This window comes from Vibrio sp. 2-Bac 85, assembly GCF_037546705.1.
Taxonomy (GTDB): domain Bacteria; phylum Pseudomonadota; class Gammaproteobacteria; order Enterobacterales; family Psychromonadaceae; genus Psychromonas.
Map to the genome: position 1 here is coordinate 15,440 of NZ_JALAAB010000022.1, position 17,764 is coordinate 33,203.

Annotated in this window: 6 protein-coding genes; 1 reads left to right on the forward strand and 5 read right to left on the reverse strand. The window is 40.6% G+C overall.

Annotated features, from left to right (window positions below; all coding sequences use genetic code 11):
* Positions 1-105: 105 nt before the first annotated feature.
* Positions 106-534 carry an organic hydroperoxide resistance protein gene (locus MT390_RS17960; protein WP_299668160.1) on the reverse strand — a complete coding sequence of 143 codons (429 nt, stop codon included), beginning with the start codon at positions 532-534 and terminating at the stop codon, positions 106-108.
* Between the two features lie 147 nt (positions 535-681).
* On the opposite strand from MT390_RS17960, the gene MT390_RS17965 reads away from it, so the two are divergent.
* A complete protein-coding gene (locus MT390_RS17965) occupies positions 682-1,122 on the forward strand; it encodes a MarR family winged helix-turn-helix transcriptional regulator (protein ID WP_499442522.1) in 441 nt (146 codons plus the stop codon).
* On the opposite strand, the gene MT390_RS17970 is transcribed toward MT390_RS17965, so the two are convergent.
* The 4 genes from MT390_RS17970 to MT390_RS17985 form a co-directional block, all read right to left on the reverse strand.
* The gene (locus MT390_RS17970) at positions 1,097-1,264 is read right to left on the reverse strand and encodes a hypothetical protein (protein WP_499442524.1); all 168 of its coding nucleotides are present in this window, start codon (positions 1,262-1,264) and stop codon (positions 1,097-1,099) included. The two genes, MT390_RS17965 and MT390_RS17970, sit on opposite strands and share 26 nt — an antisense overlap.
* A 144-nt stretch (positions 1,265-1,408) precedes the next feature.
* Positions 1,409-3,202: a GGDEF/EAL domain-containing response regulator gene (locus MT390_RS17975; RefSeq protein ID WP_499442526.1), complete on the reverse strand. Its 1,794-nt coding sequence runs from the start codon at positions 3,200-3,202 to the stop codon at positions 1,409-1,411.
* A complete protein-coding gene (locus MT390_RS17980) occupies positions 3,195-6,194 on the reverse strand; it encodes a response regulator (protein WP_499442528.1) in 3,000 nt (999 codons plus the stop codon). The genes MT390_RS17975 and MT390_RS17980 overlap by 8 nt, the downstream gene beginning before the upstream one ends.
* A 93-nt stretch (positions 6,195-6,287) precedes the next feature.
* Entirely contained in the window at positions 6,288-17,720 is an 11,433-nt protein-coding gene (locus MT390_RS17985) for a putative Ig domain-containing protein (protein ID WP_499442530.1), read from the reverse strand.
* Positions 17,721-17,764: the final 44 nt, after the last annotated feature.

The following is a 17,764-nucleotide window of genomic DNA, read 5'->3' on the forward strand; positions in this document are numbered from 1 at the left end:
CATTACAGCTCTCTTATTATTGTAGTTATTTTATATTCTGTAAATAATTCAGTATTTTACTTACCCGCGAAAGACTGAATTCACTAAAGTACAGAGCTAATGGAATTAAATAACTGTCAGTTCTTTAGCAATATTACCACGTGTTGCATTTGAATATGGGCAAACTAAATCAGCTTTTTCGACTAAAGCCTGTGCCTGTGCTTTATCCATATCACCCAGTGATACAGCAAGTTTAACAGCTATCCCAAAACCACCTTCAATGGGACCAATAGCAACTTCAGAATTAATGTAGATATCACTTGAAAGTTTTACTTTTTCAGCCGCTGCAACATGTTTTAATGCACCAATAAAACAAGCAGCATAACCCGCCGCAAATAATTGTTCTGGGTTGGTTCCCTGCCCATCATCACCACCTAAGTTTTTGGGTGTTGATAATTTAATATCTAAACGAGCATCATCGGATTTAGCAACACCTTCACGGCCACCTGTTGCTGTCGCTTTAGCTGTGTATGCGATTTCTTGTAATACATTCATAGTGAACTCCAAAGTTTATATTAATTAGGTAATTTATTTTGCATGCAAAACAATATTAACCAAGATAAATAGCAATTGCAAATATTTTGCATGCAAATTAAAATAAAGAATAAAAATAAATATAAAAATACATACAGGGGTATTGTGATGCCATTTGAACAATTAAAGCTAAAAAATCAGTTATGCCACCGTTTATACATGGCTTCCAACAGCATTGCTCGAGCCTACCGTTCGCCATTAGCTGAGATTAACTTAACTTACCCTCAGTATGTTGTGATGATGGCACTATGGGAAAAAGATCAGATAACTATCGCAGAACTTATTGAAAAAACAGCAATTGATGGCAGTGCTTTGACGCAAATTTTAAAGAAAATGACAGATAAAAAGCTACTTGCAGTGGTTAAAGGTGAACAAGACAAACGTAAACGTCACATCCAACTTACTAATGAAGGACAAGCATTAAAACTAAAAGCGGCACATATACCAAATGAAATTCGCTGTAAGTTTGATAGCATCGATGCAACTCAATCATTACAACTGATGCAAGCACTAGACTTAGTCGTTAATGATTTAAAAAATGACAATTAACATAAAAAGCATCAATAACATCAATAGCATCAATAACATCAATAGCATCAATAGCATCAATAGCATCAATAGCATCAATAGCATCAATAGCATCAATAGCATCAATAGCAATATTATAACGACTAAATAGGATGCGTTGCATTACTACTGTTTAGACTTTCAAGTTTATAACTGTAATGCGTCTAACTGTAATGCGTCACTGATTTTTATGTAACCTAGAGCATATGTGATAATTGTATACATAAGTAATTGTGCATAAAAAGTAAAACATCACTTCGGTTTATTACTAACCAACATATCTTGTTTTATTTCTAGCCAACACATACTGTTCAAATTCATCAGCGGGTAAAGGCTTGCTAAAATAAAATCCCTGTATCACATCGCAGCCTATCCCTTCAAGAAATGCGAGTTGCTCGCTGTTTTCTATCCCCTCAGCTACCACTGATAACTCGAGGCTATGCGCCATCGCAACGATCGCTCGCACAATGGCACAATCTTCACGCTTGGTTGGCACGTCAATAATAAATGCTCGGTCTATTTTTAACTCATTTAACGGGAAGCGTTTTAAATAACTTAATGAAGAGTATCCTGTTCCAAAGTCATCAATTGATAGCTTCGGCCCTTGCTTTCTGATCCCTTTCATTACATCAATGGCACGTTCTTCATCGCCCATCAACATACCTTCAGTAATTTCAATAGTAAGGTACTTCATGTCCATACCAGAAGATAATGCAGCCGCCATGGTTCGATCAATATGTTTTGCTATAAATTGTTGCGGCGAGACATTAACTGATATTTTTAAATCCCCTAAACCTTGATCTTGCCATACTTTATTTTGGCGGCAGGCTTCATGAATGACCCACTCACCGATACCTGGAATGAGACCAGATTTTTCTGCAATATCAATAAAATGAAAGGGAGATAACAATCCTTTTTCAGGATGTTGCCAGCGAACTAGTGCCTCCATTCCCATCACCTGATTTGTTTTAGTATTGATTTTAGGCTGATAATGCACAACGAACTCTTGTAAATCGATTGCACGCCTAAGTTCAGACTCCATTTGTAAACGCTCTTTGGCTTTATTATTGATATCTTTTGAATAAAACTGATAGTTATCTCGTCCCTTATGCTTAGCAAACTCTGTCGCTGCACTGGTATTTTTCATCAAGGAATCCGTCGTTTCTGCATCATCAGGGTAAACAGCAATACCAATACTCGCCGTTACAAAGACATCATGACCATTTATAACAAAAACACCTTTCATTACCCCTAATAAGCGCTCTGCAATATAAGCTGAATCTTCAGCAGCTGCACCTCCGGGTAACAAAATGCTAAATTCATCTCCGCTGAGTCGCGCAATATTCAGCCATAGATCATCTCTTCCAGTATGACTAATAACATCCGTGAATCTAACTGCACCCGATAACCTATCGGCAATCTGTTGCAGTAATAAGTCCCCTGACTTAGGCCCTAAAGTATCATTAATTTCTTTAAATCTATCCACACTTAAGTTCATCACTGCAACTGAATGCTTGTATCGAACGGCATTCATCAACGCCCAATCTAAGCGATCCATAAATCGAGCGCGATTAGGTAGCCCAGTTAAAGAATCATAAAAGGCTAATTGGTCTTGGTAAGCTTTTACCGTTAAGGTATTACGTAAGCGTAAAGCCAGTTCACTGGCGTCGATTGGTTTTGCTAGAAAATCTGTAGCACCAAGTTCAAGCGCTTTTAGTTTAGTAGCAGCATCAGATGCGGAAGTTAATACAATCACAGGGATACGTTTTAATAGTTCATGGGAGCGTACTTCTCTTAAAATTTCAAAACCATTCACTATCGGCATTTTAAGGTCGAGTAATAAAATATCCGGTGGATTTAGCTTCAACTTTTCCATCGCCAGTGTTGAGTCTTCAATATTAATGAAATTCTGATAACCTTCATCTTCTAGAAAGCTTTGTAATATTTCCATCAGAATAGGTTCATCATCTATCATCATAATCACAGCATTTTTTAATTGTATGTGGAGATTATCAACGCAAGCACTTGGCTTATCGAATTTATCAATATTCAGATTATTCACTCACTTCCCCTACGCTTTTTTTATCTTTTTCTGTAGAATATTCAACTATTTCAGGCATATTAGCTTTTTCAGAAACACTAGATAAATCGATATTTTTTGTCATCTGTTTAATTGTTTTGAGTACATTTATAGCATTAATTGAATCTTTCTCATTTGCTGATGTTTCAAGCTTTATTGCTGGTTCGGTAAAATCATGGAAGCCAATAGTGCCAGCCGACCCTTTAAGCCAGTGTGCTAAATCGGCTAACTCTACAAAATCACCTTGCTCTAATGCAGTATTCATTACTCTAATTTTCTCATCTAATCTCAACACAAATTTCTCAACCATCGGTCTTAATTTAGGTGTGCTCATCAATAAACTTGATCTGATTGGAGCACTTGCAGATATCGTCTGTTCGATAACAACATTGGCCTTACTCTCAGTAGTTTCTTGCTCGATAGTGTCAATGTTATCATTCACCTCTAGACGTGAAATCAAATCACTAATTTCTGCAATTTGCGCTCTAACAGCAACTCGATCTTGTTGCATAGCATAGGCCTCTAATGCTTCTGCTGGTTCAGTGAAATCATGAAAACCAACCGATCCTGCAGATCCTTTCAACCAATGTGCTAAGTCAGCGAGTTGCTCATAATTAGCTGTAGCAGCTGCTTGTTCTATTAAGCTAAATTGTTCATCTAAACGAGTAATAAAACGTCCGATTAAGCTTCGGTACTTATTTTTTGCCCCTGGCAAAGATGAACGGATAGCAGCCTTGAGCGGAGTATTTTCTGTCATTTTTTCGCTAACCGAGTCTTCAATCATCGATGCAGTGTTAGCTGCTTCTTGTTGTAGCGACGTTGTTGCAGTTGCAATCTTACCTCCCAACTCATTAGCCAAGTATTTAAGCAATTTATCAATATCAATGGGTTTCGTCATGTAGCCTGAATATCCTGCAGAGAGACACTCACTTTCAGCTCCTTTCATTGCATGTGCCGTTAAAGCGATAATAGGAATGCTAATACCTTTTTCACGCATCAAACGTACCGCAGTATAACCATCCATAATCGGCATCTGTACATCCATTAAAATAAGATCAAAGTTTCCAGCTGTAGCCATACTCACCGCTTGTTGACCATTAACAGCGGTTTCAATACTCAGCCCAGCCCCACTTAAGACGACCTCTAATAAATCTCTATTTTCATCGCCATCATCTACCACTAAAATATTCGCATCGGGGAAAATCCATGTGACTTGTTGCTCTGCAGTATTAGATGTAATTTCTTGCATGACTTCGGTGGAGGAAAGCAACCTAGCTTGCGGAACGGCTTCAACTTCTATATTGACAATAAAACAACTACCTTTACCTTGCTCACTAGTAACCGTAATATCGCCTCCCAGCGCTTCAGCAAAACGTTTACTAATAGTAAGACCCAAACCAGTACCACCAAAACGTCGTGTGATCGAACTATCTGCTTGTACAAATGGTTTAAAAACCGCTTCAGCTTGTTCCTGTGTCATGCCGATACCCGTATCTGAGACCTCAATAATCAGTCTCGACTTATGCTTTTCTGACTTATAACGTGTACTTAGTTTAACCACTCCACTTTCAGTAAATTTTATAGAGTTACCAACTAAATTAGTTAATATTTGTCTTATTTTACCCGCGTCTGTTAATACAAGTTCAGGCATGCTATCGATGGCAACAAACTCAAGATTAATACCTTTTTCCTGGGCTTTCACCCCCATCACTTTAACCACTTCTTGAACTATTTGATGTGCAGGGCAAGGTAAGGTTTCAATTTCAATTTTTCCAGCTTCAACCTTTGATAAATCCAGTATATCGTTAATTAAGCCAAGTAGATGTTTACCGCTGGAGGCGATCGTGCCTAAATAACGCTTACTTTCTACAGGATCGTTACTATGGCCGCGCATTAGCACCTCTGTAAATCCAAGAATTGCATTCATTGGCGTACGTATTTCGTGACTCATATTGGATAAAAAATCACTTTTTGCACGGTTTGCCATTTCAGCTTCTTCTTTAGAACGACGTAATTCTATCTCTTTCTCTTCTAACTTAGTAATATCATCAAAACTGACCATCATACCAGCTACTTTACCGTTTTGACCTAATACTGGTGAACAATTAACCATGAAGGTATAACGAATATTGTCATCTAGCTCTAAATACAACATATGATTCATTTGCAGTGAACTGGATGCAAGGGCAATTTCCCATGGGTATTTTGGCTCAGGGTTTGGAGAAACGCTTTCATTCTCGTTACGAGCCATGACTTGCTCCCAGCTAAACTTTGCAATACTACGTCCCATTAAATCTTCTGGTTTTTCACCGACTAAGACAGAGAAGGCCTCATTCGCTAACACTATATTTTGCTTAACATCTAAGACTAATAACCCCTCAGCCATAGTATCCAATGCTGAACGGACCCGGCCAGGAATGGCTTGAGAGGGGTCCAACTGTTTAAGCATTTTTCCTAAGTAAAACTTGAAAAAAATGAAACTGAAGAAAGAAACAAACATAATAAACTGCGCTAAAGGTTCGAAAAAGAAAGCAAACAAGCCAGGATGTTTTAAAGGTTCAAATCGAAGTTCGATATTACCCCATTGTGTATTGCCTTCCCATATTGGCACCACCAACTGCGATTCTGTAGAAGTTCCTTTTTCCATCGCTTTCCATTGCAATTCGTGATCACCAATAATAGCAGCAGCCTTACCTTTTAGAGGCTTAACTGCAGCGGAAAGTATTTGCTCATTGCGAGACACAAGAATATTAAGGTTAGCTTCCATTCGACGTATATCACGGCGTGTAATAAAGACAGAGCTATTAACAGCCACAATTTCAGCAATGGCTGCTCTACCAGCTAATATCGCGCCATATCTGTCCGGAAATAACCCTAGAAAAGAAGCAGCGATACTTACGCAAACTACTATGCTCACTAATCCTAATGCGATTCGTGTTTTTGCACTTTGTCCTTTAAATATTTTGCTTATCAACCTGAATTCCTTTCATTCTTTTATTCTTTTATTTACGATAATAAAGTCTGTTTTGATATTTTTTAGGTATCTTATTGTGAAGTAATAGCATTACTATTTATTTTCTTCACTCGCATCGCTGCCATCGGAAACAATCGATTCTAAAGACTCCCCTTCTTCGCCTAACACGCCTCTGGCTTGATTTAGTACCGGAAGCGGGTCTACAAAGCGCCATACGGGTAAAGTTCCCATAACACTCCCTAGCAACACGCCACTCCGGGCTAACCAAGCGACATACCCCGCCGAAACACCTGCTGAAACAGCTAAAGTACTGCCAACGGTTGTTTTATTAAAAACAATATCTTGATCGAGCTCTTGGCGCATCTCATCTAATCCGCTAATAAAATTATTTGTCTGTATTAACATTAGCGGATCATCTTTCATTAAAAAATTATCAATATCATTTTGAAGCTGAGATTGTTGTTCTTCAATCGTATTTTTTTGCAATATTTTCAATACAGTAGCGGTATTAACATTATTGTTGCTAACCTGCTGTTCACCATCACTATTAAAAGAAGTAACAGCAGTGTTGATGACTTGCTGTTGATCCTGAAATGCATCTTGTTCAAAGTTATTAATTTGTTCAGGCTCTCCACCTCCTAAACTTTCTTCAGCGCTTTCTTCTATCTCTTCTTGTAGAGCTTCTTCAACTTCCTCTTCTAACATTGTTTCAAGATCTAAAACTTCCTGTTCTAGCTCAACACTGTCAAGTGGAATAAAAATAGGGGTATTAACTACACTCACTCTTTCTTCAATAATTTCTGTAACTTCAGTCGTTTCTGTCATTTCAATATCTACACTAGATACTTTTTGCGGCTGGCTACTAATACTCTCGAGCGTTCCTTGACTATCAATATAGCTCACTATGACGGATATGTTAGTCCCTATATCAGTTGGTTGAAGCACATAACTTGAAGTCGTCGCGGCAGTTATTTCATTACCATTTTTTAGCCACTGAAAAGTAAACTCCCCAAGGCCATCGTCATCGGAAATTAATGAAGTATCTACGACCAATATTTCACCATCACTTAGAGTACCAGTTACTACAACTTTACCTAGTGCAGGGTCATTAACATTAGTGACCAACAAATTAAAACTATCAGTAGCCTTTAAACTACCATTACCATCATCGGCTGTAACTTCGATGGTTAAGCTACCCACATCCGCATTCAAAGGTGTACCACTAAACGTTCGCGTAGCGGCATCAAAACTTAACCAAGCGGGTAATGTTGAACCATTAGTTAACTGCGCGCTGTAAGTTAAACTCTCGCCGCTATCCACATCTTCAAAAGTATCTGCAGCAAAAGTGAAGTTGAAAACGGCATCTTCCATCGCTGATTGGTCTGCAGTCGCACTGTCTAAAGTCGGATCATCATTAGTGTTCGTGATCACCAGCTCAAAACTGTCTGTTGCAGGAATACCACCTTGACCATCATTGGCGGTGACTTCAATGTTGATCGTTCCCACATCACTATTCAGCGGTGTGCCAGTAAATGTGCGAGTATTTGTATCAAAACTTAACCAAGTTGGTAACGGTATGTTTCCAACTAGCTGTGCGCTATAGGTCAAGCTATCACCACTATCGACATCGCCAAAAGTATTAGCGGCCAAGGTGAAATTGAACGCGTTGTCTTCCGTCGCTGATTGGTCTGCAGTCGCACTGTCTAAAGTCGGATCATCATTAGTGTTCGTGATCACCAGCTCAAAACTGTCTGTTGCAGGAATACCACCTTGGCCATCATTGGCGGTGACTTCAATGTTGATCGTTCCCACATCACTATTCAGCGGTATGCCAGTAAATGTGCGAGTATTTGCATCAAAACTTAACCAAGTTGGTAACGGTATGTTTCCAACTAGCTGTGCGCTATAGGTCAAGCTATCACCACTATCGACATCGCCAAAAGTATTAGCGGCCAAGGTGAAATTGAACGCGCTGTCTTCCGTCGCTGATTGGTCTGCAGTCGCACTGTCTAAAGTCGGATCATCATTAGTGTTCGTGATCACCAGCTCAAAACTGTCTGTTGCAGGAATACCACCTTGGCCATCATTGGCGGTGACTTCAATGTTGATCGTTCCCACATCACTATTCAGCGGTGTGCCAGTAAATGTGCGAGTAAATGTATCAAAACTTAACCACGAAGGTAATGCTGAACCATTAGTTAACTGCGCGCTGTAAGTTAAACTATCGCCGCTATCCACATCACCAAACGTGTTTGCAGCAAAAGTAAAGTTGAAAACGGCATCTTCCGTCGCTGTTTGATCTGCGATGGCATTGTTTAAAATGGGATCGTCATTACTGTTAGCAATCACAAGTTCAAAGCTATCGACGGCATTCAAGCCACCATTACCATCATTGGCTATAACTTCGATGGTTAAGCTACCCACATCCGCATTCAAAGGTGTACCAGTAAATGTTCGAGTAGCGTTATCAAAACTTAACCAAACCGGTAACGCTGAACCATTAGTTAACTGCGCGCTGTAAGTTAAACTATCGCCGCTATCCACATCACCAAACGTGTTTGCAGCAAAGGTAAAGTTGAAAACGGTATCTTCCGTCGCTGTTTGATCTGCGATGGCATTGTTTAAAATGGGATCGTCATTACTGTTAACAATCACAAATTCAAAGCTATCGACGGCATTCAAGCCCCCCTTGCCATCATCGGCTGTAACTTCGATGGTTAAGCTACCCACATCCGCATTCAAAGGTGTACCAGTAAATGTTCGAGTAGCGGCATCAAAACTTAACCAAGCGGGTAATGCAGAACCATTAGTTAACTGCGTGCTGTAAGTTAAACTATCGCTGCTATCCACATCTTCAAACGTATTTGCAGCGAAGGTGAGGTTGAACGCACTGTCTTCAGTCGCCACTTGATCTGCAATAAAATGAACTAACGTTGGATCGTCATTGACCGCGCTAACAAGTAAGTGGATTACCCCATCACTAGGACCTGCTCCTAAAGCGTCTTCAATGTGTGTTGTGATATAAACATCACGGTCGTTATTTGCTGTTGGAAGGAATTCAACATTTGCCAATGCGGCATTAACATCCGTCACTGAACCATTTATCGTCCATATGCCAGATGTACTGTTATAGGAGCTAGAAGCACTTCCAAATACCCCCGTGCTCAATGAGCCTGATGTAGTGTCAGATAAAACCAGTGTTGCGGTGATAGTTTCTGCATTATCAACATCGGTTACAACAATATTATCAAAAGAAACAATGCTATCTCCCTCAATATAATTTTTAACTTGAGTTTGATTAGTTGCGCTAGGCACATCATTCATATTAATTATTTCAGACGTTTCTGCACTTGTTAATATTTCAGTTGTCCCCTGTGCATCCTTAAAACTGACCACAACACTTATTTTACTTCCAACATCGGCACCTGATAACGTATACGTTTCATTCGTTTCAGCACTGATATTTAAACCATCTCTTAACCATTGATAGCTAAAGACCCCCAACCCATCTTGATCGCTAATAGTGCTAGTATCGGCGGACAATACATCACCTTCCAAAGTTGCACCGATGATCGTTACATTGCCTAAAGGAGTGTCATTGACATTACTTGTCGTCAAAGTAAAACTATCGCTAGCAACCACACCACCTTGGCCATCATTGGCACTCACTGTGATATTGATACTACCAACATCATTATTAAGTGGCGTACCGCTGAAGGTGCGGGTCGCACTATCGAAAGCTAACCAATCAGGTAAAGCACCACCACCAAGTAACTGTGCTGAATAAATTAATGATGCTCCGCTATCCAAATCATTAAATGTATTCGCGGCAAACATAAAATTAAAAGCACTTTTTTCAGTACTAACCTGGTCAGCAATTAAGTGCGCAAGTGTTGGGTCATCATTAACAGCAGTGACTTGCAGGGAAATAACGCCATCAACAGGGCCTGCACCTGATGCATCTTCAATATGAGTGGTGATATAGGTATCAATATCATAATCACTCGAGGGTACAAAAGCTGTCGCAGCTAATGCGGCATTAACATCATTTACAGTACCTGTTACCGTCCAAACTCCAGTTACCGAATGATAAGAGCTCGTTACTGTTGCAAAGGTTCCGGAGGTCAGTTCACCAGCAGAAGGATCTGCCAATGTCAGACTGGCAGTAATAATATCGCCAGAGTCGACGTCACTCACAACGATATCGTTTAAAGCCACATTAATGTCGCCTTCTGTATAATTTTGTACTTGGTTCATTTCTGTTGCATTAGCAGCGTCATTAATATTAACGACGGCAGTGGTCGCAACACTTACGACACTTTCTGTAGTGCCAACTGGCAACCCATTATCTAAGTAGCTAATCACCACAGTGATGGCTTTATCGACGTCATTATTTCCGAGCGTATAGCTCGCACTATTTGCACCTGAAATATTAATGCCATTGCGTTGCCATTGATAACTAAAAGTACCCAATCCATCGGGATCGTTTAATGCAGAGGTATCTGCGTTAAGGGTTTCTCCTTGCTTCGGTGTACCATTTATAAACACACTACCCGTAGGTATATAATTACTACCTGTCACAGTGGCTGTCGTCTCACTAGCAACAACTTCAGAGGTACCATGCAAATCGGTATAACTTGCCACTACTTTAAGAGTTTGGTTATCGTCACTAACGGTAATGGTGTAGGTATTTTCTGTTGCACCGACTATATCAATACCATTCCGTTGCCATTGATAGTTAATGACACCTAAGCCATCTTGGTCAAGCAAATCATTATTAACAGTAAGTATATTACCGACGGTCGTAGTACCTGTTATCGAAATAGTACCTGTTGGTAGGTCATTAATATTCGTAACAGCAATCGTTTGTTCACTAGTAATGGTTTCTAATGTCCCTTGAGCATCGGTATAACTCACTTGATATGAAATAACCGAACCAACATCGGCATCGTCAAGCATATAAGAGCTTGTTGTCGCACCACTGATAGCAACACCATCTCGCAACCATTGATAATTAAACGAGCCCAATCCATCATCGTCAGCTAGAGTAGAGGTATTTGCAGTTAAAATTTGGTTTTCTATCACTGAACCGGTGATCGTGGCAGTACCATTTGGTAAGTCATTACTGTTAGAAATAATGAGATTAAAACTATCTGTTGCTGCGATTCCACCATTGTTATCATTGGCAATCACTTCAATCGAAAGCGTTCCTATATCATCATTTGTAGGCGTTCCACTAAAAGTTCGTGTATTTGAATCGAAATTTAACCAAGCCGGAATTAAAGCGCCACCAACTAGTTGCGTGGAGTAACTAATATTATCGCCACTATCAATATCACTAAAAGTATTTGCTGCAAAAGTGAAAGTGAATAGCGAATCTTCAGTCGCAGTTTGATCATTAATGTCATGCTCAAGAGTGGGATCATCATTACTATTTGCTATGACAAGTTCAAAACTATCTGATGCAGGTATACCACCATTGCCATCATCTGCAATCACTTCAATGGAAATAGTTCCTACATCTTGATTGAGGGGTATACCACTAAAAGTACCAGTGATCGCATTAAAGTTCAGCCAACTTGGTAATGTGCCCCCACCTAGTAATTGAGCGCTATAGGTAATAGTATCGGCGTTATCAATGTCCTTAAAACTGTGTTCAGGCAAGATGAAATTAAACAAAGTATCTTCACTAGCCGATTGATCAGGAATGCTACTCTCTAAGGTTGGGTCATCATTCTCAGGCGCCACAGTTAAGATGATCAAACCATCAATTGGCCCCGTATTAGCCACATCCTGAATATGAGTGGTGATTGTTGTATTAATGTCATTGTTGGTGTTCGGCGTAAACGCGACCGCTGCTAAGGCGGCATTGACATTCGCTACACTGCCGGTAATAGTCCAAACACCTGTACTACTGCTATAACTGCTGGTCGAATCGCCAAATGTGCCCGTGGTTATAGTGCCTGTAGCTACATCAGCCAAAGTTAAACTTGCCGTGACTATTTCATTGCTATCAAACTCAGTGATCACGATATCATCCAGCGCGATACTCGCAGCACCTTCAGTATAATTTTTAACTTGAGTTAGATTAGTTGCCGTTGGCGCATCATTTTCGGCTGTTACATTCAAGCTGATAGAGCCATCAATTGGCCCCGTATTAGCCGCATCCTGAATATGAGTAGTGATTGTTGTATTAATGTCATTATTGGTATTCGGCGTAAACGCCACCGCTGCTAAGGCAGCGTTCACATTAGCGACACTGCCAGTAACAGTCCAGACACCAGTAGTGCTGTTATAATTACTGGTCGAATCGCCAAAGGTGCCCGTGGTTAAAGTGCCTGTAGCTACATCAGCCAAAGTTAAACTTGCCGTGACTATTTCATTGCTATCAAACTCAGTGATCACGATAGCATCCAGCGCGACACTCGCAGCACCTTCCGTATAATTTTTAACTTGAGTTAGATTAGTTGCCGTTGGCGCATCGTTTTCAGCTGTCACATTCAGGCTGATAGAGCCATCAATTGGCCCCGTATTAGCAGCATCCTGAATATGTGTGGTAATAGTGGTATCGAGATCGTTGTTTGTTGCTGGCGTAAATGCCACCGCCGCTAGTGCTGCGTTGATATTACTAACAGTGCCCGTCACAGACCACACACCTGTACTACTGTTATAACTACTGGTTGCAGCACCAAAAGTGCCAGTTGTTAAAACACCAGCCGTTACATTCGCTAAGGTTAAACTCGCGGTAACCGTTTCATTACTATCAAGCTCGGTAATGACAATGTCATCTAGAGCAACACTTGCATCGCCTTCGTTATAATTTTTTACTTGGGTCAGATTGGTGGCCGAAGGGGCATCATTATCAGCTGTGACATTAAGATTAATAATGCCATCGCTTGGCCCTGTGCTAGCCGCATCTTCAATATGTGTACTTATAGTGGTATCGAGATCGTTGTTTGTTGCTGGCGTAAATGCCACCGCCGCTAGTGCTGCGTTGACATTACTAACAGTGCCCGTCACAGACCACACACCTGTACTACTGTTATAACTACTGGTTGCAGCACCAAAAGTGCCAGTTGTTAAAACACCAGCCGTTACATTCGCTAAGGTTAAACTCGCGGTAACCGTTTCATTACTATCAAGCTCGGTAATGACAATGTCATCTAGAGCAACACTTGCATCGCCTTCGTTATAATTTTTTACTTGGGTCAGATTGGTGGCCGAAGGGGCATCATTATCAGCTGTGACATTAAGATTAATAATGCCATCGCTTGGCCCTGTGCTAGCCGCATCTTCAATATGTGTACTTATAGTGGTATCGAGATCGTTGTTTGTTGCTGGCGTAAATGCCACCGCCGCTAGTGCTGCGTTGACATTACTAACAGTGCCCGTCACAGACCACACACCTGTACTACTGTTATAACTACTGGTTGCAGCACCAAAAGTGCCAGTTGTTAAAACACCAGCCGTTACATTCGCTAAGGTTAAACTCGCGGTAACCGTTTCATTACTATCAAGCTCGGTAATGACAATGTCATCTAGAGCAACACTTGCATCGCCTTCGTTATAATTTTTTACTTGGGTCAGATTGGTGGCCGAAGGGGCATCATTATCAGCTGTGACATTAAGATTAATAATGCCATCGCTTGGCCCTGTGCTAGCCGCATCTTCAATATGTGTGCTGATAGTGGTATCGAGATCGTTGTTTGTTGCTGGCGTAAATTTTACTACTGCTAAGGCGGCATTAACATTCGTCACACTCCCAGTTATTGTCCAAACACCGGTAATGCCGTTATAACTGCTGCTCGAAGTACCAAAGGTCCCCGTCGTTAAAGCGCCCGCAGCCACATTGGCCAAAGTTAAACTCGCAGTGACAGTTTCATTGGCATCAATATCAGTGACCACGATAGCATCCAGCGCGATACTACTATCGCCTTCATTGTAGTTATGCACTTGGGTTAAATTGGTGGCTGTTGGTAGATCATTTTGTGGGTTTACATTAAGGCTGATAATGCCATCAACAGGACCAGTCGAGGCCGAATCTTCAATGTGGGTAATGATGCTAGTATTAAGTTCATAATTGGCTACGGGCGTAAACGTCACAGCAGCTAAAGCGGCATTAACATCACTCACAGAACCAGAAACAGTCCAAAAACCTGAAGCACTATCATACAAACTGGTCGCAGAACCAAAGGTTCCTGTCGATAGGCTGCCCGCATTAATATCAACGAGGGTTAATTTTGCCGTGATAACGTCATTTAAATTGCTATCGGTAACCACAATATCATCTAGGTCGACACTGATTGCATCTTCATCGTAAGATACAGTGCTTGTCATATTGGTCGCAGTAGCAGGGGAATTAGTAATTAAGGTCAAGCCATTAATATCACCAGAAAAAGACAGATCACTGCCATCGAATAATAATGTGGCGGAAGCATTTGTCGGTGACGTTGCATCCAAAATAAAAATATCATTATCAGTAACGGTTAATTCGTTATCACCAACTTCCTCATCATCATCATCACCAATCGTTATAAGGATATTACCCGCATTCAAAGTAGTACCTGCGATCACGGTTGTTTTTTCAATCAGTTCTAGTCCATAAATTTTTTCTTCTATTCCAACGTCATCTCCATCTATAAATGTCCCTATTTTTCCTACTGTTCCTGCAAGAGGATTCCCCGTTCCAGTAATGACAGCACGATAAATTTTGTCATCATCAACTGTATTAAGCCCCACTAGATGTATGGAATCTTCTTCTTGAGAAAATAAAAAATCACCTGCATTTAAAGTCACACCAGCAACCACGGTTTCTTGCTCAACTAAAGTTACTGCATATAACTTTTTAGATGCCAAACCATTGATTAGAATACTGAACTCGCCTTTACTATAATCATTAAGGACATCAGGTCGAAACACAACCAAATCATTTTTATCAACGGTCAAGGTATTAGTACTTTTAAGCTTTTCCACATTATCAACCGAAAATAGAATATCACCTTGCTTAAGGTCATAGTGATTGTCAACGTCTGTACCAATGGTGATATCAACGGATACATAGTGCAAAGCATTTACTTGCACATCATTATTCCCGCCAACACTTGCAGGATTAAAAGCATCAAAGTCAATCACCGAGGAAACTGTACCATCGGTAGTAGCAGAAGGTGAGCTATCAGTGTCAAAACTTAAATTAGGATCTGAAACCTCTAATACCTCACCCGCAGTCCAGTCGTTTAGACTAGGTACTCCAGAATCTGAAACATCGTCATCAGTAGTCAACCATAAGGCATTACCTTGGGCTAGAGCATTGAGAGTGATTGTGCCGTCTGTTGGTGCAGAAGCTTCTGCGTCTTCGATATGGGTGGTAATTGTTACCTGGTCTGTGGTTGTTTGGGAGACAGGAGAAAAACTGACCGCAGCAAGCGCGGCATTCACATCACTCACAGAACCTGAAACAGTCCATACACCCGTACTACTATTATAACTACTTATGGCAACGCCAAAAGTACCCGTAGTCAAACTACCCGCCGCTGTATTTGTCAGCGTTAATGTAGCGGTTACAATATCACTCGTATCTTGATCGGTAATGACGATATCATCTAGCGCAACAACGGCAGTGCCTTCAATATAATTTAGCGTTTGGAAGAGGTTAGTTGCTTCAGGTACATTATTAGGTGAAGTGGAGAATAACGATAAACCATTTATTTCACCGTCACTGCTAATGTAAAGATTGATATCCGAACCATCAAATAAAATTTGTGCATCAACGTCGGTATTAGGAGTTCCATCCTGTTCAGATTGGTTAACTGTTAAAGCCACAATATCAATCTGTTGAGCTGCAACGGTTGTACCACCAGAAGAGCCAACAGTGACCGGATCATTAACCGTTATCAATATAGTGCCAGCAGAAACAGTTTGACCACCTACGACCATTCCTGATTCAACCAATTCAAGCCCCTGAATTTGCTTGTCAGGGTCACTCAAATACTCACTGCCAGACAGTAGTTTTTGAAGACCCGCTGCATCAGTATAAGTAGAAATATCAGCATGTACCGCAGCGTCAGAACGTGCCAAAAGGTAAGTTCCAGCGGTTAACACCGTGCCATCACCAATAACAGTATCTTTTTCAACAATAGATACCGCATGAATATTAGCAGCTGTTACATCATCTGATTCAAAAATCGCATCTTCAAGAAGAAACTCAAAGGTATAGGTGGAAGGAGTAAAGACCAGAAGATCAGTATTATTAACATTAATAGTGCCACTATTAACTGTCGGAACAGACTTATCTGGATTACCACTATCTGGATTTATTATCGATACAACTATTTGCCCAACTTGCAGGTCATAGGTTCCAGATACACCATCAACAAAGGTATCAACAGTGACAGCAGTACTGACATAATGCATTGCCATCAAGTCTGCAGGTAAAGTGTTATTTTCCGTATAAAAAGTACCATCGGTTTCACCGCTCGAGCCATCTCCTGACTCAAGTGTTAATGAAGGGTCAGAAAAAGATAAAATATCATGATTAACACCACCTCCGGCTTCACTATTAGCAGTACCATTGGTAGTTAACCACAGCTCACCGCTAGTTGCTAAAACATGCTGCCATGTTCCCTGCGCATCCTGGGTAAACGCGATTTGAGTGTTAATTTCACCGGTCTGATATTCAAGCTCCCAATTTCCACCTAATTCGGTTGCCCCTGTAGTATCATTACTTGCGGCGACATCTGCGCCAGTCAACTCAGCTAAAGAGTTAATTAACTGCTCACCACTTAAATTACCCGCTAAATCACAGCCATAAATAAGAATATCGGCATCCTCATCAAAAACACTCTGCCAAGCACCAATTTGCTCAGAGTATTGGTCGAGGTTATCCGTACTTAGCCAAGCGCTGCCTAATTGAATACCACCTTCGTTACCATGACTAATGAGATGCACTGCATCGAGTTCTGAATGAGTAGTTAACAAATCTGTTATTTGTTGTACGCCATCTTCTTCAGCATCTAGCATATAAACTAAATAATCACTGCCACTATCCGTTGATATCCCTTCCATCAACTGAAGATAATCGGGGGTGCGCGGATCAACAATAATCAATTCTAATGGCTGTTCATTTATTTGCGATGCTGTCACCGCTGCATCGGCAAGTAATTGCCCTAAATCATCGCTATTATGTTGTGCTTGTTGATCGGCAAAAAAAGTTGCTAAGCCATCCAAAGCGAGATTCGAAGAAGGGCTATCAACGCTTGGTTCTTCGCTTGAAGTGTTACTCGTCACTTGATTAACAAATTGACTGGTCCATTGATCTAATTCAACTTGAGAGGTGAAGTGTTCGTCACTCTGCTCCGTAGTAAATGAGGAGCCATCGATCATTCCACCAACTAATTCAGCAGAAAGTAAAATTTTAGGCTCAAGTGTTTCAAGACTAAAAGGCGGCGTCACTTTTTTATGCTTTGTCAAAGCATGCTTCAAGCGAGTTGTTTTAAAAAAACTCAAGCAAATTGGTTTCAGCCAATTCATAGTCTACTTCCTGTAAAAATAGCGATACGACCAATTAGGGTGAA